This window comes from Terrabacter sp. 2RAF25 (assembly GCF_052115265.1).
Lineage (GTDB): Bacteria > Actinomycetota > Actinomycetes > Actinomycetales > Dermatophilaceae > Terrabacter.
In genome coordinates this window covers 960003-978961 of sequence record NZ_JBFRGJ010000002.1, presented here as the reverse complement: position 1 = coordinate 978961, position 18959 = coordinate 960003, and the positions used below count along the sequence as shown (strand labels likewise).

Below are 18959 nucleotides of genomic sequence, written 5' to 3'. Positions count from 1 at the left end.
CTTTCGGAGGATCGGGACGATCGGTGTTCGGCGTCTGTGTTTCCGCTGGCTGGCCGCGTCAGGTGAGGACACCCAGGACACGGTCGAGGTCGGGCTCGTGGGTCAGCTCCGCGCGTATGCCGTCGAGGTCTTCCGGGGTCGGCACGCGGCTCCCGGGGAGGGTGACCGCCGCGGCGCCCCACCTCACCCCGGTCATCAGGGCGTCCGCCGGGGCAAGCCCGGTGGACAGGCCGTGGAGCAGGCCGGCGAGCATGCAGTCGCCGGCGCCCACGGTGGACAGGGGGGCGGTGATCGTGGCCCGGGCGTGCGCCGAGGCTCCGTCGGTCACCAGCAGGGCGCCGTCGCCGCCGAGGCTGACGGCGACGACCTCGATGCCGCCGGCCACGAGCTCGCGGGCGGCGTCACGCACGTGGCCCAGGGTGGGCAGGTCGTGGTCGACGAGCTCGGCGAGCTCCTCGTGGTTCGGCTTGATGAGGTGCGGCTTGGCCGCGACCGCCGCCGCGAACGGGGCGCCGGACGAGTCGATGGCGATGCGGCCCCCGCGCCCGCGCACCCGGGCGACGAGGACGGCATACAGGTCGGCGGGAGCGCCGGGCGGGAGGCTGCCGCAGGCGACGACCCAGGCGGCGCCCGCGCTGCGCTCGAGGGTGGTCTCGACGAGCGCCTCGACCTCGGCCGGCGACAGGTCGGGGCCGGGCTCGTTGAGCTTCGTCGTCGTGCCGTCGGGCTCGAGGACGCTGATGTTCATGCGGACGGTGCCAGTCACGGGCACGGAGGCGTGGGCGACACCGGCGGTGTCGAGGAGGTCCTCGAGGAGGTGCCCCTCGGGTCCGCCGATCGGGAGCACGGCGGTGGTGTCGGCACCCTGGGCGGCGAGCGCGCGGGAGACGTTGACGCCCTTGCCTCCCGGGTCGATGCGGCCACCGCTGCTGCGGTGTACCTCGCCGCGGTGGAGCGCGTCGATGAAGACGGCGCGGTCGATGCTGGGGTTGGGCGTGAGCGTGACGATCATGCGGTCACCACTTCCGGTCCGGCCGCACGGATCTCGGCGGCGACGTCGTCGTCGAGGTCGGTGTCGGTGATGACGAGGTCGATCTCGGACAGCTGGGCGAACCGGTGCAGGTGGTCGTCACCGGCCTTGCTCGAGTCGGTGAGGACGATGCAGCGGCGTGCGGCACGCACCATGGCGCGCTTGACGAGGGACTCGGACTGGTCGGGCGTCGTGAGTCCGCGGGCGACGGAGATGCCGTTGGTGCCGACGAGGGCGAGGTCGACGGTGACATCGGCGAGCGGGCTGATGGCCCAGTCGCCGACGGCCGCGCCGGTGGTGCCGCGCACCCGGCCGCCGAGGAGGTAGAGGTTGATGCCGGGGTGCGTCGACAGGACGCTCGCGGCGGCGAGGCTGTTGGTGAGCACCGTGAGGTCGATGTCGGGCGGGAGCATCTCGGCGACGGCGAGGGAGGTGGACCCGGCGTCGAGGATGATGCTGCCGCCGCTGGGCAGCTCGTCGAGGGCGCGGGCCGCGATGCGGCGCTTGACGTCGGCGAGGCGGCCGGAGCGGGTGGCGAGCGACGGCTCGACCTCGAGGCGCTCGACAGGGATCGCCCCGCCGTGGACCCGGCGCAGCGACCCGCGGCGCTCGAGGGCGGTGAGGTCACGGCGGACGGTCTCGGCGGCGACGCCCAGGGAGTCGGCGAGAGCGGTGACCTCGACGCGGCCGGCACGACGTGCCTCGGCGATGATGCGCTGCTGCCGCTCCGCTGCGTACACCCGGACTCCCTCGTCCTGTCGTTCCTGGCTGGTCGTTGCTGGCCGGTCGTTCTTGGCTGGTCGTTCGCGCCCCACCTCGGGGCCGTTGCTCTAGGAAACCACCGGCTCGGTTCGATGTAAAGAGATTCGGGCACCCGTTTTTGTGGGAATCGCTCCGCAAACGGACACACGTGCCCGAACCGGGCAGCCCGACCGGCGGCCGGTCACGGACGCAGCCCGGCCCTGCGGCATACAGTTCGGCTCATGCAGAGCAGCACGTTCACGCTGACGACCCCCGACGGCACCGAGGTCTTCGTCAACCGGTGGCTCCCCGACGGCCCGGCCAAGGCGGTCGTGCAGATCGCGCACGGGCTCGCCGAGCACTCGAGCCGCTACGCCCGCTTCGCGCAGCGCCTCACCGACCACGGGTATGCCGTCTACGGCTCCGACCACCGCGGCCACGGGCAGACGTCGGGCGAGTCGTCCGGCAAGCGGGGCTTCTTCAACGAGAAGGACGGCTGGCAGACCGTCGTGGACGACCTGCACGCCGTCACCGACAAGGCGCGCGAGGAGCAGCCGGGGCTGCCTGTCTTCCTCCTCGGCCACAGCATGGGCTCGTTCATCTCCCGCGGGTATGCCGCCCAGTACGGTTCCGAGCTCGCCGGCCTCGTGCTGTCGGGCACCGCCGGCGGCGCGGGCGCCCTGGGCAAGGTGGGCGTCTTCCTCGCGGCCACCCAGGCCCGACTGCGCGGCCACGCCCACACGAGTGGCCTCATGAACACCCTGACGTTCGGGCAGTACAACTCGGCGTTCAAGCCGGTCCGCACCCAGTTCGACTGGCTGTCAAGGGATCCTGACGAGGTGGACAAGTACGTCAACGACCCCGACTGCGGGTTCGTCTTCAGCGCAGGCGGATTCGCCGACCTGCTGCGCGGTCTCGAGACCGTCAACGGCGACAGGTCTGCGTCGCGCATCCCCAAGAGCCTGCCCGTCCACATTGTCTCCGGCGACAAGGACCCCGTCGGCGCGAACGGCAAGGGCGTGCGCACGGTGGCCGACCAGCTGCGTCGGCTCGGTGTGCAGGACGTGACCGTGAAGCTCTGGCCGGAGGCGCGGCACGAGATCCTCAACGAGACCAACCGCGACGAGGTGGAGGCCGAGCTGCTCGAGTGGCTCGACGCCCACCTCGTCACCGCACGCTCATGACCAGGCCGGTGCGCGTCATCATCGGCGTGGTGCTTCTGGCGATGGGTGCGCTGTGGACCCTGCAGGGACTCGGCTACGTCGGCGGCAGCGGCATGTCGGGCCACGTCATCTGGGCCGTGATCGGCCCGATCGTGGCGGTCGCCGGGCTGGGCTTGGCCCTCTCCCGCCCGCGCAGGCAGTAGGACCGCCCCGTCGGAAACTGAGCACTCGACGGGTCAGATCGTGAACTGGGGTGGCGGCTCGGCCCGCTCGGCCCCGACCGACGGCGGCGGAGGCGGCGGGGGCGGAGGCAATGGGGTCTCGGCGCCACCCTCGTCGAGCTGGAACGGCGGGTACACATCGGTCATCAGGGCGGCATACGCGGCGACGCGGTAGACCCAGCGGTTGAGACCGATGACGAGGTCGAACAGCGCCCGCGGGTAGCGGTCGGCGAAGAGGAGCGACAGCCCCGCCACGAGCACGAGCAGGCTGAGCAGGCCCCACCCGAACGACTCGAGGTGCGCCCCACCGTCACGGGCCCGGTTCCACGCCCAGCCGCCACCGACGATCAGCCCCACGATGATGTAGTGCGGGATCGCGAGCAGCCACCACTTGACGAGCACCAGCCCGCGCGAGAGCCGCTCCGGGTAGGCGATGTCGAGCGTCGCCGGGTAGTCGGGCTCGAGACCCAGGCTGAACGGCGGGTAGCGGTCGGTGGCAAAGGCGCCGTTGGCGTAGTACGACACGCGCCAGGACCACCGAAGCACCCCGACGTTGAAGTCGAACAGGCCCCGCGGGTACTGCCCCGTCACGAGGATCGCGAAGAACGCGATGACCGACACGACCCAGAACGCGCACCAGAGGAACGCCAGCACGAAGAGGTGCGGGATGACGAGCAGCCACTTGAGCAGCCACAGCCACCGGGACAGGGGCTCGTCCAGTCTCGCGTCGAGCCGGACCGGGCTCACGGCGCGGGAGGTCGCGCCCCACGTGTGCGGTGCGGGCGAGCTGCCGTCACCGACGACGTATGCCGTCGACCCCGGTGAGGGCGGGGGCGCTCCGTTCCCGGGTGCCCCGGGTGCAACAGGTGCGCCGGGTGTCGCGTACGCGGACTGCGCCGGGTAGGTCGCGTACGTCGGGTAGCCACTGCCGTCGCTCGGGTAGCTGTCGCCACGCGATGCTCCGGTTCCGCGGATGATGAGGGCGACGGCGAGACCGGTCAGGACGAGGCCGACACCGATCATGACGAGGGCGAGCGGGATGAGGAAGCCGGCGCGCACCCCCATGCTGGCCGCGACGTCGACGCCGGGGCTGCCGTCGGCGTTCATGACCACGATGGCCCAGTGACCGTCGGTGACGCGCCAGGTCAGCGCCTGCGTCCCGGTGCCGTCGGCCGTGGCGGCCCAGAAGGTCTGGCCCGACGGCGGGGCCACGGTCGAGCCACCGGGGCTGGTGCGCAGCACCGCGGCTCGCTCGCCGCGCGAGAACGGGTCGGTGATGTCGACGATCTCGTCGTGGGCCACCCCGGAGAGGTAGGTGGCGACGCGGCGGGAGTCACCGATGCCGATGAAGACGGCCCGGCCCGCCGTCGCGGGTGTCGCCGTCAGGCGCACCTCGACGTCGAGCCGGTCGAACACCCAGTTCGGCACGTCTGGGCCGGTCTGCACGGCGACGTCCTCGGCGGTGATCGCCGCGGTCGGGCTGCGCAGGCTCGGCAGCGAGCCGGACAGGTAGCCGGCGGTGTCCCGGCCCACGGCATACGTGATGCCGAGGCCCGCGCCCCCGAGGAGCAGGCCGAGACCGGGAAGGAGAAGGAGGCAGCCGATCACGAGGGCCACCAGGTGGGGGCGGGTGGGGTGCGAAGCGCGCACGGGTGGGGGGCTGCTGGTTCCGGACATGCTCCAGCGACCTGTCTCGGCGAAAAGGCCGTGTCGTCCTGCGCCGGGGCGACGCGGACGGCTGTGTCGGCGTCCTGGACTTCCCCGGTCCTTCGACGCTACGCCGTTCTGATGAGTTTGCTTGCAATCATGGGATTTTCGTGGTTGGACTCACGTCCTATTTCGCCCACCCCGGACGAGTCGGACCAACGCGACCAGGATCGACATGCCGGTGCCGACGAGACCGACCACGAGCAGCACGCGAACGACCGTCTCCCAGGCGCTTCCCTGCAGGTCGAACGGGAAGACCTGCCAGATCCGCACCATGGCAGCGGTGCCGACGGCGCCGATGGCGAGGTCGCCGAGGGCCTTGAGCCGCGGCGGGTGCCACACGGTGAGCACGAGGTTGACGACGATGCCGACGACGAGCGAGGCGTTGACCAGGCCCAGCACGAGCGGCATCCGGTCGGTGAGGAACGGCACCACCTCCCAGCCGGGCCAGCGGTTGACGAGCACAAGCAGGACCACGTTGACGACGGCGCCGCCGAAGTAGCTGCCGGTCGTGCTGGAGGCACGACCGGCACGACCGGGGGGCGGCGCTTCGCGAGGCTCGGACAGGTGGCCCGCCCGGTGGTCGCGCGAGTCGGACGGCTGGTGCTCGGTTGCGGCACTCATGACGCGCTCCCGGCCGGCACGGAGGGCGCCGACGAGGTGGGCGTGGACGTGGGCGTGGAGGTCGGGTTGGAGGTGGGGGTGGGGGCGGAGCCCGTGGGGCTCGCAGCGGCCGCGTCTTCCGCTCCCGTATGCCGTTCGAGCAGCTCCGCAGGCAGGGCGGCGCGCACGGCCGCGGCCAGGCCGCCCGGCACGACCTCACGCAGCTCGTAGCGAGCGCGCACGACGGGGACCGGCGCCGACAGCACGCGGGTCAGGTCGATGGGCGTGCCGGCGACGACGGCCTCGCACACCCCTGCGTCGACGGCAGCCCGGATCGTCGCCTCGAGGTCGCCGATCTGGGCGGCTCCGTAGCCCATGGCGGGCAGCACACCCCGCGCGTTCGGGTACTTCGCGTAGGTCGCGGCGATCGACCCGACGGCGTACGGGCTCGGATCGACGATCTCCGTGGCACCGGCGGCCCGGGCGCCGACGACCCCGGCCCCGTAGGTCATCGAACCGTGCGTGAGGGTCGGGCCGTCCTCGACGGCGATGACGCGTCGGCCTCGCAGTGCCGCAGGATCGTCAACCGTGACAGGGCTGTCCGCGCGCAGCACCGTCGCTCCTGGGTTGAGCATCTGCACTGATGCCTCGACCGCTTCGATGTCGCTGGGCCTCGCCGAGTCGCACTTCGCGATGACCACCACGTCGGCCATCCGCACGTTCGTCTCGCCGGGGTGGTAGGTGGCCTCGTCACCCGGGCGCAGCGGGTCGGCGAGCACGAGGTGCAGGTCGGGCACGTAGAACGGCAGGTCGTTGTTGCCGCCGTCCCAGAGGATGACGTCGGCCTCCTGCTCGGCCTCGCGGAGGATGCGCTCGTAGTCGACGCCGGCGTAGACGATGACGCCGTTGTCGAGGTGCGGCTCGTACTCCTCGCGCTCCTCGATCGTGCAGTCGTGCAGGTCGAGGTCGGCGTGGGTGGCGAAGCGCTGGACGGCCTGGGCGGCGAGGTCGCCGTAGGGCATCGGGTGGCGCACGGCAACGACGCGCAGGCCGAGGTCGCGCAGCAGGCGCGAGAGGTAGCGGGTCGTCTGGCTCTTGCCGACTCCGGTGCGCACGGCAGTCACGGCGACGACGGGGCGCGAGCTGGGCAGCATCGTGTGGGCGGCGCCGTGCAGCCTGAAGTCGGCGCCGGCCGCGATGACCTGCGATGCGAGGTGCATGACCTGCTCGTGGCGCACGTCGGAGTAGGCGAAGACGACGACGTCGACGTGGTCGCGTTCGATGATGTCGGCCAGCTCGGACTCGGCGACGATCGGAATGCCTTCTGGGTAAAGGGGACCCGCGAGCTCTGACGGGTAGCGCCGGCCTTCGATGTCGGGGATCTGGGTCGCCGTGAAGGCGACGACCTCGTGGGTCGGGTCGTCGCGGAAGACGACGTTGAAGTCGTGGAAGTCGCGTCCGGCCGCGCCGAGGATGACGACGCGGGTGCGATGCCCGTCGAAGGTGTCGGCACCGGTGGGAGCGATGCTGCTGGGATCTGTCCTGGGGTCGGTGCTGGGGTCGGTGCTGGGATCCGTGCTGGGATCGGTGCTGCTGCGCATGGCCATCTCCGCGGCTGGGTCACCGACGTGACCGACACACCCCATCGCGGGTAGTCCTGGCTGCGGGACCCGCCATCGCCAGTGTCCCACCGGGCCGACGACACGGCACACGGCCGAGAGCGGGGTCACGCCGGAATGTGCTGCCGTCCAACGGCGACGGTGCGACGATCGGGGGGTGAGCGACACGGCCGCACGACCCGGGGCCCGCGAGCAGACCGGCCCGAACCGCCTCCCCATCCCCGGCACCCCCACCCACGAGCACGTCACCCTCGCCGAGGACTGGGTGGCGAGCAACTACAGCCCCCTGCCCGTCGTCATCGAGAGCGCCGAGGGTGCCTGGGTGACCGACGTGGAAGGGCGCCGCTACCTCGATGCTCTCGCCGGTTACTCCGCCCTCAACTTCGGGCACTTGCACCCGGCCCTCGTGGGAGCGGCCCGCGCCCAGCTCGACCGCCTCACGCTGACCAGCCGCGCCTTCCACAGCGACCGGCTCGGGCCGTTCTGCCGCGACCTGGCGATGCTGGCGGGCAAGGAGCTCGTGCTGCCGATGAACACCGGCGCCGAGGCCGTCGAGACAGCCATCAAGACGGCGCGGCGGTGGGGCTACGAGGTCAAGGGCGTGCCGGACGGGCGGGCCCGCATCGTCGTCATGGCCGGCAACTTCCACGGCCGCACGACGACGATCATCAGCTTTTCCGACGACCCCGTCGCGCACGACCACTACGGGCCCTACACGCCCGGGTTCGACATCGTGCCCTTCGGCCACCTCGAGGCGCTCGAGGCGGCGATCACCGACGAGACCGTGGCGGTGCTGCTCGAGCCCGTGCAGGGCGAGGCCGGTGTGATCATCCCGCCGGAAGGCTGGCTGCGCGGCGTTCGCGAGCTGACCCGCAGCCGGAACGTCCTGATGATCGCCGACGAGATCCAGTCAGGGCTCGGCCGCACCGGCACGACGTTCGCGTGCGGTTTCGAGGACGTCGTGCCCGACGTCTACGTGCTCGGCAAGGCGCTCGGTGGCGGCATCGTGCCGGTGTCGGCCGTCGTCGCCGACCGTGACGTGCTCGGCGTCTTCACCCCGGGCAGCCACGGGTCGACGTTCGGTGGCAACCCGCTGGCAACGGCGGTCGGCCAGGCCGTCGTCGGTCTGCTCTCGACGGGCGAGTACCAGCAGCAGGCGCGCCGGCTCGGCGTGCAGCTCGAGGCGGGGCTGCGCTCTCTCGTCGGGCGCGGTGTGGACGCGGTGCGCTGCCGCGGCCTCTGGGCCGGCGTCGACCTCGACCCCGCCCTGATGACCGGACGCGAGGCCTCTCACCGTCTCCTCGAGCACGGCGTGCTCGTCAAGGACACCCACGGGTCGACGGTGCGCATCGCTCCCCCGCTCGTCGTGACCGAGGCGGACATCCAGATCCTGCTCGATGCCTTCGGGGCGATTCTGCACTGAGGCCCGTCCGCGGCGATGACGGCAGCCGGCACCCGGACATCCCGCTGGCGGGCATGGCGCTGGCCCCGCCGGCTTGGGGCGGGGTGCGGGGCGGGGTCATCTGGTGTGCCAGGTGACGCCGGTCGCGGTGACGGTCGCGGTCAGGTCGTGCTCGTGGACGTGGGTGTGGTGCTTCGGGCACAGCAGTGCCCCGTTGGTCAGGTCGGTCCTGCCGCCGCGGTGCCAGGGCAGCACGTGGTGGGCCTCGCACCAGGTCGCGGGCACGGTGCAGCCGGTGAAGCTGCAGCCCTGGTCGCGGGCGATCAGGGCCAGGCGCTGGCTGTAGGTGAACAGCCGCTGCCCGCGGCCCACATCGAGGGGTGCGCCGTCACGGCCGAGCACCATCGGGATGATCTCGGCCTCGCACGCCATCCGGCGCACCACCGACGGCGAGAGCACCTCGCCGGTCAGGGTCGTTCCGGCGCCGTTCACGGACGCGATCCGGTCGACATCGGCGGTGAGGGTGTCGTAGTCGATGAGGACGATCACCTTGGCCTTGTCGGTGACCGCGACACCCGGTGCGGCCGCGACCCCTCGCTGCACGATCGCGAGCAGCGCGTCCATCCGGCGCCGGGCCGCGGTGCGCTCGCCGGTGGCGACGGTGGCGACGATATGGCCCGTCTCGTCCTTGTCCGGGCGCGGGGCCGACAGCGGGTCGATCGCGGCCTTGAGGACCGCCGCGCCCTCCGGGTCGAGCATCCCGCGCAGCCCGACCATGCCGGTCGCGGTCGGCGCGGTGAACCACAGGCCGCGTGCCGCGCGGCGGCCCCGGTCGAGGCGGTCCTGATCGTGCGGTGGCCGGACCTGCTCGGTGTGGTGCCGGGCGAGCCGGGCCAGCTCCTCCGGCCGCAGCCGCGCCGCCTGCCCGGTCAGGTCGGCCAGGGCGCTGGTGAGCTCGTCGGGGTCGGCGACCGGGCCGGTGCGGGTGTCGAAGTCGATGACCTGGGCCACATTGGCCACGGTGACCTGCTGGGTCGCGACCAGCATCGGCAACCTGGCCCACCGCGCCTGCGCCAACGCGGCGCCGACGGTGACGAACGCCTTCGCCTGGCCCGCGGTCAGGCTCGGGTCGTGCGCCCGCAGCCAGTCGGTGTGCGAGAGCCCACCAGGCGCCTGCACGCCACGCGAGACCAGCTCGGACACCAGCGTCACCAGCGAGACCTCCAACCCGCGCCGCTGCTGAGCGGCCCGTTCCGTCGCCGCGAGCAGGTCACCCTCACCGTGCGACCGCAGCCCGACGCCGAGGCTCGCCTCGATCGCGATCACGTCCGCCGCGGCGTCGTTCCTCGCCGCCGCGCCGGCCTGCGTGCGGGCCTCGATGTGCTCTTCGACGGACTCGATCCAGACGGGGTCGTTGACCATCTGCTCGTAGCCGGCGGTGTCGAGCCACCGCATCTCGAGCAGGTCGACCGACTCGAGCTGCTCCATCGACAGCCCGGCCCAGGCTCCACCCGGCTTCGAGGCCGGCCGCGCCTCAGGCGCCAGCCCCGCCCTGACCCGGCCCCGCGCAGACCCGACCGACGGCTGCGACGGCTGCGACGGCTGCGACGGTTGCGACGGCTGCGACGGCATACGCCCCGAGAACTGCTCCCAGAAACCAGCCTGGGACGCGCCACCTGCGGCGCGCTGTCGCGCCTCCAGGTCGGCGAGCCGGCCCCGGAGGAGCTCGAGCGTCGACAGGTCTGCTGCCATGAGTCGAACATATCTTCGACCACTGACAGTGGTCTTGCCCGAGCCGGGCGGCACCCCACCCGTCTCGTCGGTCACATCGACTGCGGCAGGTGGTGCGGGCGTGCTACTCCGGAAGAGGGGCGAGGGGCGCCCCCCCGGTTGTCGGAGTGACCCGAGGAGGGGCCATGGCCAGGAAGAAGGAGTGGTCGGAGCTGACGAGCGGCCAGAGGACGGCGGCCATCGTCGCGGGGTGCGTGCAGCTGTCGCTCGCGGCGACGGCGTGGGCCGACCTGGCACGCCGGCCGGCGGAGGAGGTCGAGGGCAGCAAGGCGATGTGGGCCGCGATCATCGCGGTGAACTTCGTGGGTCCGCTGGCCTACTTCGCCCGCGGTCGCAAGGTCGCCGCCCCTGAGCTGCTCACGGAGTCAGCCGACGCGTGACGTCGGCCCCGGCGCGGCGCCGGCGGGTTTGCGCTCCGCGCGATCACGTATGCCGCGAAGCATCTTCTGGCTCATCAGCGCGCTGACGGCGGCGAGAGGCTCGACGAGCAGGGGCGACCACCGGTGGGTGTAGCCGTAGCGCTCGCGGACGAGAAGCCGAGTTGCCAGGTGCGGGTGGCGCTGCACCACGAACGACCACGTGAAGTCGTAGGGCGGCGCCGGCTCGCCCGGACGCGCCCGGCCCTCGACGACCAGCGACCGGCCCGGGTCGACGCTCGCGACGTGGAGGACCACCTGCGGGTGGAGCCGGAACTCGTCGCCGACCTGCGGGTGCTGCCACGCGGGCTCGATGGTCTCGGCGCTCCGGATGTCACAACCGGCGAGGTTCTCCAGCGCGTCGTAGCTGTAGAAGCCGCCGCGCCCCTGGCCGAGCTGCGCGACCCAGGGCCAGACCCGTTCGGGGGGCGCCTCGATCGTGACGGCTCGCGTGGAGACGAGGCCGGCCGACGGGATCAGCTCGTCACCGGGCAGGCGCTCGGTGGTCTCGTGGGTGGCCGCCCCCCAGTGCAGGTATGCCGTCCGGAACGTCAGCGCCGACCAACCCGCGAGCATCCCCACGGACACGCCGAGCAGCCCGTGGCTCCGCGCGGGTCGCGACGTCTGCGTGCTCATGACCACCCCCTGGGCCATCGGCTCACCCTCTCCTTCGACGTTACGCCCTCACGCAGGCGCAGTCGGGCGGGTTCACCGGACCCGGGCGGTGACAGTCAGGTGGTCAGCGTGAACCCGTCGGGCAGCCCCTCGACCTCGACGCCTCCTGCGGCATCGACGCTCACGGTGAGCCGTGCCGACCCCACCCGGATCCCCGTGACCGTCATGGCGCCGAAGGGCAGCGACGCCGGCGGACGCACGGTGACGGTGTGCGACGGCACGTCGGCCGAGAGCCCCAGCGCGACGGTCACCATCGCGACCGCGGACGCTGCCGCCCACGCCTGCGGCCGGCACGACGCCGGGTAGGGGGCCGGTCGGTCGAGGGCGCCGGCGTCGGAGAAGAGCTCCGGCAACCGGTAGTCGAAGGCCTCGCCGAGGTCGAGCAGGCGGCTGACGACCGTCGCCCCCTCGGCCGAGTGCCGCTCCCGAGCCAGCCCGAGGGCGCAGATCGCGGTGTCGTGCACCCAGACCGAGCCGGTGTGGTAGCCGATGGGGTTGAAACCGCCGTTGTCTGTGGCCATCGTCGCCACCCCGAAGCGGCGCAGCATCGTCGGGCCGGTGAGGGTGTCGGTGACGAGCCGGGCCTCGTCCGGTGTCAGGGCGCCGGTGCCCAGCACGTGGCCCATGTTCGATCCGACGCCGTCGACCGCGCGGCCCGTGCCGTCGATGGCCATGGCGAGGTAGCGCTCGTCGCCGTGGCCGACCCAGAAGCGGTCGCGGATCGCGCCCGCGAGGGTCGCCGACCACGCCTCCAACGATTCCGCGAGCGCCGCGTCACCCTCGTCGGTGCCCAGCGCGCGCAGCAGGACGGCTGCATCGTTGGCGGCCTCGACGGCGTACGCCTGCGCCTCGACGAGCGCGATCGGTGCCGACGCGATCGACCCGTCGCGGAAGCGCATCGAGTCCCCGGAGTCCTTCCACCCCTGGTTGACGAGACCGTGGCCGCTCTCGTCGACGTACTTGAGGAGACCGTCGCCGTCCGGGGCGGCGTCACCGGCTAGCCATCGCGCAGCGGCCCGCAGGTTCGGCAGGAGCGCCCGCACCTCGTCCTCGGGCATCCCCCAGCGCCAGGCGTCGTGGAGCAGGCAGATCCAGAGGGCCGTCGCGTCGACGGTGCCGTAGTAGACCGGGGGCAACGAGAACCCGGCGGCCGGGTCGGCGTGCTCGGTGCGGCGCAGCTCGTGGGCGATCTTGCCCGGGGCCTCGGCTGTCGCGACGTCGTACGCCTTGCCCTGCCGACGCGCCAGTGCGCGGAGCGTGCCGCCCGCGAGCGTCGTGCCCAGGGGCAGGGTCATGCGCGCCGCCCAGATGGAGTCACGGCCGAACAGCGTGAGGTACCAAGGGGTTCCGGCGGCGGCGAAGATGTCGGTGGCACTCTCCGGGTCGGTCAGGAGCAGGCTCTGCAGGTCGGCGAGCGAGGCGTCGACGAGCCGCCCCAGCCGCGGGTCGGCGGCAGCCACGGCCACGGACTCGGCCCAGTCGACCGCCGCGGACCCGGCATCGGCGTCGAACCTCGAGCCCACCAGTCGCTCGGTCGTGACGACGACCTCCACGTCGAGCCGGCCGCCCGAGCCGAGCGCGACGGGGAAGACTGCGACGACACCGTCGGCCGTCGTGTCGACGGACGCCGGGGTGGGCCCGAAGCTCACGCGGGTGGCGAGCCGCTCGGTGCTCCAGGTCGCGACCGACGCGTGGTCGGGTGCTCCGGTCGCGAGGCTCGCGAGGCTCGCGAGGCTCGCGGCCAGGGGCGTCCCCGCGGGGAGCCCTGCCTTGACCGCACCGATGTCGGCCCCGTCGCCGGCGATCGTCACCACGAGGTCGGCGCTGACCGGCGTGGCAGCTCGCGACACCACGGCGATCCGTTCGGTGAGGCTGCCTCCAGCGACGTGTCGGCTGCGGTGCACCTCGACCGTCGGGTCGGGGCCGGGGTCGCCGAGGCCGCGGGCTGAGAGGAAGAACTCGCTGCCGGCCCCGCGGCTCGCGTGCGCGACGTCGACGAGGTCCGACGGTCCCAGCGCGACCGAGAAGCGGGAGACGACCCTCTGGTCGTCGACGAAGAAGCCGTCGGCACCCGAGCCCGACATCGAGCCGTCACCGGCACTCAGCGCGGTGCCGTTGCCGTCGACGCAGATGGAGAGGGCGTGCAGCCACGGCTGGCGATGGTGGGTGGGCGTGCCGACGCCGTCCCGTCTCTCGCTGTTCTCGGCGCTCACAGCGCTCTGCGCGCCGCCCGCGGTGCTCTCAACACTCTCAGCGCTCATCTGCTGCTCCTACCGAAGGTCACGAGTCGGTCGCCATCCGGGCACGGCATCGTCGCACCTCTTGACATGTCATGGAGCGAGGCAAGAGTATCCGGAAAAGGCAGTTGGAACGTTCAAAGGGATATTTGACCGTTCCACTTAGACAGGCAGGCGTCAAGGGTGACCTCCAGGCCTATGCGACCGCGGGCGACGATCAACGATGTCGCGCGGGCTGCGTCGGTCTCGCGCCAGACCGTGAGCAACGTCGTGAACTCCCCCGACCGTGTCGCCCCCGGGACCCTCGAGAGGGTCGAGCGCGAGATCGCGCGCCTCGGCTTCCGCCCGAGCCGGGCCGCCCAGCAGCTCAAGCAGGAGCGCGCCGGCGCGTGGGGCCTCGAGATCAACTCGCACGGCTTCGGCCGGCTCGGCGCGATCCTCGACACCTTCCTCATCTCGCTCACCACGGCGTCCCGACGGCACGGGTCGCACATCGTTCCCTTCACCGCCCCCGACCCCGCGCGCCCGGTCTCCTCCTACGAGGACCTCGTCGCCCGCCGGATCGCCGACGGCTTCGTGCTCACCGACACCCGACACGACGACCCCCGACCTGCGTGGCTCGACGCCAACCACGTGCCGTATGCCGCCTTCGGCCGGGTCTGGGACGACCCCAGTGTGACGTCCTGGGTCGACGTCGACGGCGCAGCCGGGGTGGACGCCGCCGTCCGTCACCTCGCCCACCAGGGCTACGAGCGCATCGGCTTCCTCGGGTGGCCCGAGGGCTCTCCCGTCGGCGACGACCGTCGCTCGGGCTGGGCCCGGGCCACCGAGGCTCTGGGCCTGGCCCACCCGGAGTGGTCCGCCGGCACGCAGCAGGTGCTCCAGTCGGCGACGGCAGCAGCGGCGTCGCTCATCGACGCCCTCGGCCGTGGTGGGGCGATCGTCTGTGCGTCCGACACCCTGGCCCTCGGTGCGTGGCAGGTTCTCACCGAGCGGGGCCTGCGCTGCGGCCCCGACTTCGGACTCGTCGGCTTCGACGACACCGACCTCGCCGAGGCGCTCGGCCTCACCAGCCTCCACCAACCCCTCGACGAGGTGGCAGACCACGTCCTCCACCTGTTGGGGATCGGCGCGGTGCCGCACGCGCCCGCGGCCCACGGACTCCTCCTCAGCCCCGAGCTGGTCATCAGGTCCAGCTCGACCCCCGCGGGCGACCGCACGAACCGGAAAGAGAAGTGACATGAGAGCACGTATGCCGCGCGGTGTCGCCGCGCTCGCTCTCGCCGCCACCGGCGCGCTCGTCCTGAGCGCGTGCGGAGGAGGCGGGTTCAGTGGCAACTCCAACGCCCCGGCGCAGAACACGTCGGCCGGGCCAGTCAAGCTGACGGTCATGATCGGCAGCTCCGGCGACGCCGAGACCAACGCCGTCAAGGCCGCCGTCGGCGCCTGGGCCAAGAAGACCGGCAACACCGTCGAGGTGATCGCGGCCTCCGACCTCGGTCAGCAGCTGGGGCAGGCCTTCGCCTCGACGACGCCGCCCGACCTCTTCTACACCGACGCGTCGAAGCTCGGGACGTTCGCCAAGGCGGGCAACCTGCTGGCCTACGGCGACCAGGTCAAGGACGCCGGCTTCCTGCCGTCCCTCGTCAAGACGTTCACGTACGACGGCAAGTTCTACTGCGCGCCGAAGGACTACTCGACGCTCGCGCTCGAGATCAACACCGACATGTGGACCAAGGCGGGGCTCACCGACGCCGACATCCCGAAGGACTGGGCGAGCCTCGAGGCCGTGGCCAAGAAGCTGACCTCGGGCAAGGTCACCGGGATCGTCATCAGCGACGACATCAACCGGAGCGGTGCCTTCATCAAGCAGGCGGGCGGGTGGATCGTCTCCGATGACGGCAAGACGATCACGGCGGACAGCGCGCCGGCCAAGGCCGGCCTCGCAGAGGTCCAGAAGATGATGAAGGAGGGCATCCTCAAGTTCGCCAAGGACACCACTCCGGCCACCGGATGGGGCGGCGAGGCCATCGGCAAGGGTGTCGCCGCGATGACCATCGAGGGCAACTGGATCAGCGGGGCCAAGAAGGACTTCCCGAACCTCAAGTACAAGGTCGTCGAGCTGCCGGCCGGCCCGGCCGGCAAGGGCACGCTGCTCTTCAGCAACTGCTGGGGCATCGCCGCCAAGTCGAAGAACCAGGCACAGTCGATCGACCTCGTGAAGTCGCTCATCACGACCGACCAGCAGATGAAGTTCGCCGACGCCTTCGGCGTCATGCCGTCGACCGAGGAGGGCGCCAAGGCCTTCGCCGCGAAGTACCCCGACTCGGCGGCCTTCGTCGCCGGCGGTGACTACGCCCAGGGCCCGGTCAACCTCGCGGGCTTCGACGAGGTCATGACGAAGTTCAACTCCCAGCTGGCGACGCTCGGCAAGGGCGGGGACCCGAACGCCTGGCTCGCGGAGCTGCAGAAGAACGGCACCGCCGCTCTCGGCGGCTGAGCACCCACCGAGGGCCCGGCCCTCATCGCGGGCGGCATCCGCGGCACCCACCACGCCCCCGGATGCCGCCCGCACCCCCAGTCCTTCCTGCGTTAGGAGCAGCGCGATGGCGCTCACCCGCAAGGCAACCGGCGGCGGCATACGGGGCAGGGAAGGCATCGCCGGGTGGCTGTTCGTCATCCCGATGATCGTCATCCTCGGGCTCTTCCTCGTCATCCCGATCTTCATGGCCCTCTGGGTCAGCTTCACGAACTGGCAGGGGAACACCAACCCCTTCTCGATCGGCCAGGGCACCGAGCTCGTCGGGGCCAAGAACTACACCGACCTCTTCGCCCGCGACGGGCTGACCCGCGACAACTTCATGCAGTCGCTCGGCAACACCTTCTACTACGTGCTGCTCGTCGTGCCGCTCCAGACGGTGCTCGCACTTGCGCTGGCGCTGCTCGTCAACAACAAGATGCTCAAGGGCAAGAGCTTCTTCCGCACCGCCTTCTACTTCCCGTCGGTGACGAGCTCCATCGCCATCGCCACGGTCTTCCTCTTCCTCTTCTCCAACTCCGGGGCGGTCAACTCGCTCCTCGACCTGTTCGGTGTGGACGGCCCGAACTGGTTCACCGACAGCAGGGGCGTGCTGCACCTGCTGTTCAACGCCGTCGGCGTCGACAACCCCGGCTGGGCCCAGGGCGAGATCCTCGGCCGCAGCCTCTGGGACTGGCTCTCGGGGCCGTCGGTGGCACTGTTCGTCATCATCTTCCTCGTCGTGTGGACGACCTCGGGCACCTTCATGCTGATGTTCATCGCCGCGCTGCAGGACCTCCCGGTCGAGGTCGACGAGGCCGCCGCCCTCGACGGCGTATCGAAGTGGCAGAAGCTGCGGCTCGTGACGATCCCGATGATCCGACCGGCGCTCTTCCTCGTCATCACCCTCGGGCTGATCGGCACCTGGCAGGTCTTCGACCAGATCTACGTCATGGGCAAGGGCGCGCCCGACGGCACGACGCTCACGCCCGCCTTCCTGTCGTACCAGCAGAGCTTCGGCAACTTCCGCTACGGCTCGGGCGCCGCCATGGCGTTCGTTGTGTTCGTCATCATCATCGTGCTGACACGCATCCAGCGCTACGTGCTCACCGACAAGGACGAACGCAAGCCCCTCTTCGGCATCGGAGGCCGCAGATGAACGAGAAGCGCTCCAACCCCGTCAAGACGATCCTGCTGTATGCCGCACTGATCGCCTTCGCGCTGGTGTTCATCTACCCGTTCTTCGTCCAGATCGCGACGTCGTTCAAGACCGACCCAGACGCGGCGAACAACCCGCTCTCGCTCATCCCCGACCCGGCCACGACCGCGGTGTGGGCGCGGATCTTCGGTCAGACCGAGGACGCCGGCGTGCCGATCACGACGTGGACGCGCAACTCGGTGCTCATCGCCCTCGTCGTCACGGTCGCTCGCGTGTTCCTCGACTCGCTCGCCGGCTACGCCCTCTCGCGCCTGCAGTTCCGCGGTCGCAGTGCCGTCTTCGGCGCCGTGGTGGCCGTCATGGCCGTGCCGGGAGTGGCCCTGCTCATCCCGAAGTTCCTCATGGTGAACTACCTCGGCATCTACGACACCTACACGGCGATGATCCTGCCCCTGGTCGTCGACGCCGCCGGTGTCTTCATCATGAAGCAGTTCTTCGACTCGCTGCCGATCTCGATCGAGGAGGCCGCGCGCATGGACGGGGCCGGCGTGTTCCGGACGTTCTGGTCGGTCGTGCTGCCGATGGCCAGGCCCGCCGTCATCACCCTGACGATCCTGTCGTTCCAGGGGTCGTGGAACGAGTTCTCGCACTTCCTCGTCGTGACCAAGGGGACGCCGGAGCACCAGACCCTCGTCACCGGTCTCGCTGGCCTGATCAGTGGCGGGCAGGGCGCGAGCACGCAGTACCCGCTGAAGCTCGGCACGGCTCTGCTCACGACGATCCCGGTCGCGCTGCTCTTCTTCGCGCTGCAGCGCTACTTCATCCGCGGCGCCAACGAGGGCGGCGTCAAGGGCTGAAAAATGATGGAGCCCGGCTCGCATTGCGAGACCGGGCCATCAGGTGACGGTTCACGTACCACAACGGGCCAACCGCCGAAGTTCTTGTGCCGCTGGGAAAAGTGTCCCGTTCCTCGGCAACTCGGACAGGTTGACACGCCGCTGCAGGCATCGTTTGCGAAAGATGGACATTTGGTACGAATGGACCATTGGTGACTAGTCACCATGACCGATGGGAGCGAGCTCAGGGCACGCCCTCCAGCGGCCACGTGGTGCCGTCCGTCGTCTCGATGAGCGCCGCACGGGTGCAGCGGAGGGTCAGGGGCAGCCGGTCGGAGACCGCCGTGACGACAGGGCCGAGGTCCGCCATCTGCACGCCGGTCGATGCCGAGACGTGCGGCATCCAGTGGCCGGGCTCGTAGTGCCGGTGGATCGTCGCACCGGTGGCCCGCAGCGCCTCGACGGCCCGTGCCTGCCGCGCGGCAAGCGCCGCCCCCGCCGAGCCGGCCAGCGCCACCCGGCCTCGTGGGAAGACGACGGTGCCCTGCACCGAGACGTCCACCGGACCCGAGTCCGGCAGGGCGAGGGCGGCGTCGCGGACCGCGGCGACGTCGACGCCGACGTGGCCACCGACGCCGCCGCCGACATGGCCGTCGCCGTCGCCGTCGAGCAGGACGGCATACGACAGGTGGGGCACGTGCCGCCCGTGGGTGTGGATGAGCAGCGTCGGGATCCCGTTCTCCTCCAAGCGCTTCCACAGTTCGCGCACGAGCGCGTCGGAGCGCCGGTCGAGCAGGAGGCAGAGCGCGAGCGCCATGCCTCATTGTGGATCAGCAGACGG

17 protein-coding genes are annotated in these 18959 nt (G+C 71.3%); 8 read left to right on the top strand and 9 right to left on the bottom strand.

Annotated features, from left to right (window positions below; all coding sequences use genetic code 11):
• Window positions 1–58 precede the first annotated feature (58 nt).
• Both pfkB and AB4091_RS07775 read right to left on the bottom strand, forming a co-directional pair.
• Window positions 59–1012 (bottom strand): 1-phosphofructokinase, encoded by a 954-nt coding sequence (gene pfkB / locus AB4091_RS07780; protein WP_442291157.1) that lies wholly within the window; start codon window positions 1010–1012, stop codon window positions 59–61.
• The gene (locus AB4091_RS07775) at window positions 1009–1770 is read right to left on the bottom strand and encodes a DeoR/GlpR family DNA-binding transcription regulator (protein WP_442291156.1); all 762 of its coding nucleotides are present in this window, start codon (window positions 1768–1770) and stop codon (window positions 1009–1011) included. Before AB4091_RS07775 ends, pfkB begins: the two co-directional genes overlap by 4 nt.
• A gap of 243 nt (window positions 1771–2013) precedes the next feature.
• Here AB4091_RS07775 and AB4091_RS07770 point away from each other — a divergent pair, with 243 nt between their 5' ends.
• Together AB4091_RS07770 and AB4091_RS07765 are read left to right on the top strand one after the other, a co-directional pair.
• Complete coding sequence (locus AB4091_RS07770) at window positions 2014–2955, top strand: alpha/beta hydrolase (protein WP_442291155.1); 942 nt, start codon at window positions 2014–2016, stop codon at window positions 2953–2955.
• Window positions 2952–3137: a hypothetical protein gene (locus AB4091_RS07765; protein ID WP_442291154.1), complete on the top strand. Its 186-nt coding sequence runs from the start codon at window positions 2952–2954 to the stop codon at window positions 3135–3137. Before AB4091_RS07770 ends, AB4091_RS07765 begins: the two co-directional genes overlap by 4 nt.
• Before the next feature lie 33 nt (window positions 3138–3170).
• Here AB4091_RS07765 and AB4091_RS07760 read toward each other — a convergent pair whose 3' ends face one another.
• From AB4091_RS07760 to AB4091_RS07750, 3 genes are all read right to left on the bottom strand, one after another.
• Window positions 3171–4805 carry a DUF4389 domain-containing protein gene (locus AB4091_RS07760; protein ID WP_442291153.1) on the bottom strand — a complete coding sequence of 545 codons (1635 nt, stop codon included), beginning with the start codon at window positions 4803–4805 and terminating at the stop codon, window positions 3171–3173.
• A 177-nt stretch (window positions 4806–4982) separates the two neighbouring features.
• A complete protein-coding gene (locus AB4091_RS07755) occupies window positions 4983–5486 on the bottom strand; it encodes a hypothetical protein (protein ID WP_442291152.1) in 504 nt (167 codons plus the stop codon).
• Window positions 5483–7066 (bottom strand): cyclic 2,3-diphosphoglycerate synthase, encoded by a 1584-nt coding sequence (locus AB4091_RS07750; protein ID WP_442291151.1) that lies wholly within the window; start codon window positions 7064–7066, stop codon window positions 5483–5485. The genes AB4091_RS07755 and AB4091_RS07750 overlap by 4 nt, the downstream gene beginning before the upstream one ends.
• Window positions 7067–7301: 235 nt before the next feature.
• On the opposite strand from AB4091_RS07750, the gene rocD reads away from it, so the two are divergent.
• The gene (gene rocD / locus AB4091_RS07745; protein ID WP_442291398.1) at window positions 7302–8507 is read left to right on the top strand and encodes an ornithine--oxo-acid transaminase; all 1206 of its coding nucleotides are present in this window, start codon (window positions 7302–7304) and stop codon (window positions 8505–8507) included.
• A gap of 96 nt (window positions 8508–8603) precedes the next feature.
• On the opposite strand, the gene AB4091_RS07740 is transcribed toward rocD, so the two are convergent.
• Window positions 8604–10238, bottom strand: coding sequence for a DUF222 domain-containing protein (locus AB4091_RS07740; RefSeq protein ID WP_442291150.1), 1635 nt, complete (start codon window positions 10236–10238; stop codon window positions 8604–8606).
• Window positions 10239–10402: 164 nt separating this feature from the next.
• On the opposite strand from AB4091_RS07740, the gene AB4091_RS07735 reads away from it, so the two are divergent.
• Window positions 10403–10657 (top strand): PLD nuclease N-terminal domain-containing protein, encoded by a 255-nt coding sequence (locus AB4091_RS07735; protein ID WP_442291149.1) that lies wholly within the window; start codon window positions 10403–10405, stop codon window positions 10655–10657.
• Here AB4091_RS07735 and AB4091_RS07730 read toward each other — a convergent pair.
• Complete coding sequence (locus AB4091_RS07730; RefSeq protein WP_442291148.1) at window positions 10643–11329, bottom strand: SRPBCC family protein; 687 nt, start codon at window positions 11327–11329, stop codon at window positions 10643–10645. The genes AB4091_RS07735 and AB4091_RS07730 overlap by 15 nt on opposite strands.
• Before the next feature lie 95 nt (window positions 11330–11424).
• A complete protein-coding gene (locus AB4091_RS07725) occupies window positions 11425–13629 on the bottom strand; it encodes a glycogen debranching N-terminal domain-containing protein (protein WP_442291147.1) in 2205 nt (734 codons plus the stop codon).
• Window positions 13630–13788: 159 nt separating this feature from the next.
• Here AB4091_RS07725 and AB4091_RS07720 point away from each other — a divergent pair, with 159 nt between their 5' ends.
• The 4 genes from AB4091_RS07720 (at window position 13789) to AB4091_RS07705 (ending at window position 18139) form a co-directional block, all read left to right on the top strand.
• Window positions 13789–14844, top strand: coding sequence for a LacI family DNA-binding transcriptional regulator (locus AB4091_RS07720; protein WP_442291146.1), 1056 nt, complete (start codon window positions 13789–13791; stop codon window positions 14842–14844).
• A 1-nt stretch (window position 14845) separates the two neighbouring features.
• The gene (locus tag AB4091_RS07715) at window positions 14846–16105 is read left to right on the top strand and encodes a sugar ABC transporter substrate-binding protein (RefSeq protein WP_442291145.1); all 1260 of its coding nucleotides are present in this window, start codon (window positions 14846–14848) and stop codon (window positions 16103–16105) included.
• A 106-nt stretch (window positions 16106–16211) separates the two neighbouring features.
• The gene (locus tag AB4091_RS07710) at window positions 16212–17282 is read left to right on the top strand and encodes a carbohydrate ABC transporter permease (RefSeq protein ID WP_442291144.1); all 1071 of its coding nucleotides are present in this window, start codon (window positions 16212–16214) and stop codon (window positions 17280–17282) included.
• Complete coding sequence (locus AB4091_RS07705; RefSeq protein ID WP_442291143.1) at window positions 17279–18139, top strand: carbohydrate ABC transporter permease; 861 nt, start codon at window positions 17279–17281, stop codon at window positions 18137–18139. The genes AB4091_RS07710 and AB4091_RS07705 overlap by 4 nt, the downstream gene beginning before the upstream one ends.
• A 223-nt stretch (window positions 18140–18362) precedes the next feature.
• Here AB4091_RS07705 and AB4091_RS07700 read toward each other — a convergent pair whose 3' ends face one another.
• Window positions 18363–18935 carry a 2'-5' RNA ligase family protein gene (locus AB4091_RS07700; RefSeq protein WP_442291142.1) on the bottom strand — a complete coding sequence of 191 codons (573 nt, stop codon included), beginning with the start codon at window positions 18933–18935 and terminating at the stop codon, window positions 18363–18365.
• Window positions 18936–18959 lie beyond the last annotated feature (24 nt).

Excerpts from the sequence above, each read along its gene's own strand:
- pfkB (WP_442291157.1), bottom strand. The coding sequence starts at position 1,012 with ATGATCGTCACGCTCACGCCCAACCCCAGCATCGACCGCGCCGTCTTC.
- AB4091_RS07770 (WP_442291155.1), top strand. The coding sequence starts at position 2,014 with ATGCAGAGCAGCACGTTCACGCTGACGACCCCCGACGGCACCGAGGTC.
- AB4091_RS07765 (WP_442291154.1), top strand. The coding sequence starts at position 2,952 with ATGACCAGGCCGGTGCGCGTCATCATCGGCGTGGTGCTTCTGGCGATG.
- AB4091_RS07755 (WP_442291152.1), bottom strand. The coding sequence starts at position 5,486 with ATGAGTGCCGCAACCGAGCACCAGCCGTCCGACTCGCGCGACCACCGG.
- AB4091_RS07750 (WP_442291151.1), bottom strand. The coding sequence starts at position 7,066 with ATGCGCAGCAGCACCGATCCCAGCACGGATCCCAGCACCGACCCCAGC.
- AB4091_RS07740 (WP_442291150.1), bottom strand. The coding sequence starts at position 10,238 with ATGGCAGCAGACCTGTCGACGCTCGAGCTCCTCCGGGGCCGGCTCGCC.
- AB4091_RS07735 (WP_442291149.1), top strand. The coding sequence starts at position 10,403 with ATGGCCAGGAAGAAGGAGTGGTCGGAGCTGACGAGCGGCCAGAGGACG.
- AB4091_RS07730 (WP_442291148.1), bottom strand. The coding sequence starts at position 11,329 with ATGAGCACGCAGACGTCGCGACCCGCGCGGAGCCACGGGCTGCTCGGC.
- AB4091_RS07725 (WP_442291147.1), bottom strand. The coding sequence starts at position 13,629 with ATGAGCGCTGAGAGTGTTGAGAGCACCGCGGGCGGCGCGCAGAGCGCT.
- AB4091_RS07715 (WP_442291145.1), top strand. The coding sequence starts at position 14,846 with ATGAGAGCACGTATGCCGCGCGGTGTCGCCGCGCTCGCTCTCGCCGCC.
- AB4091_RS07710 (WP_442291144.1), top strand. The coding sequence starts at position 16,212 with ATGGCGCTCACCCGCAAGGCAACCGGCGGCGGCATACGGGGCAGGGAA.
- AB4091_RS07705 (WP_442291143.1), top strand. The coding sequence starts at position 17,279 with ATGAACGAGAAGCGCTCCAACCCCGTCAAGACGATCCTGCTGTATGCC.
- AB4091_RS07700 (WP_442291142.1), bottom strand. The coding sequence starts at position 18,935 with ATGGCGCTCGCGCTCTGCCTCCTGCTCGACCGGCGCTCCGACGCGCTC.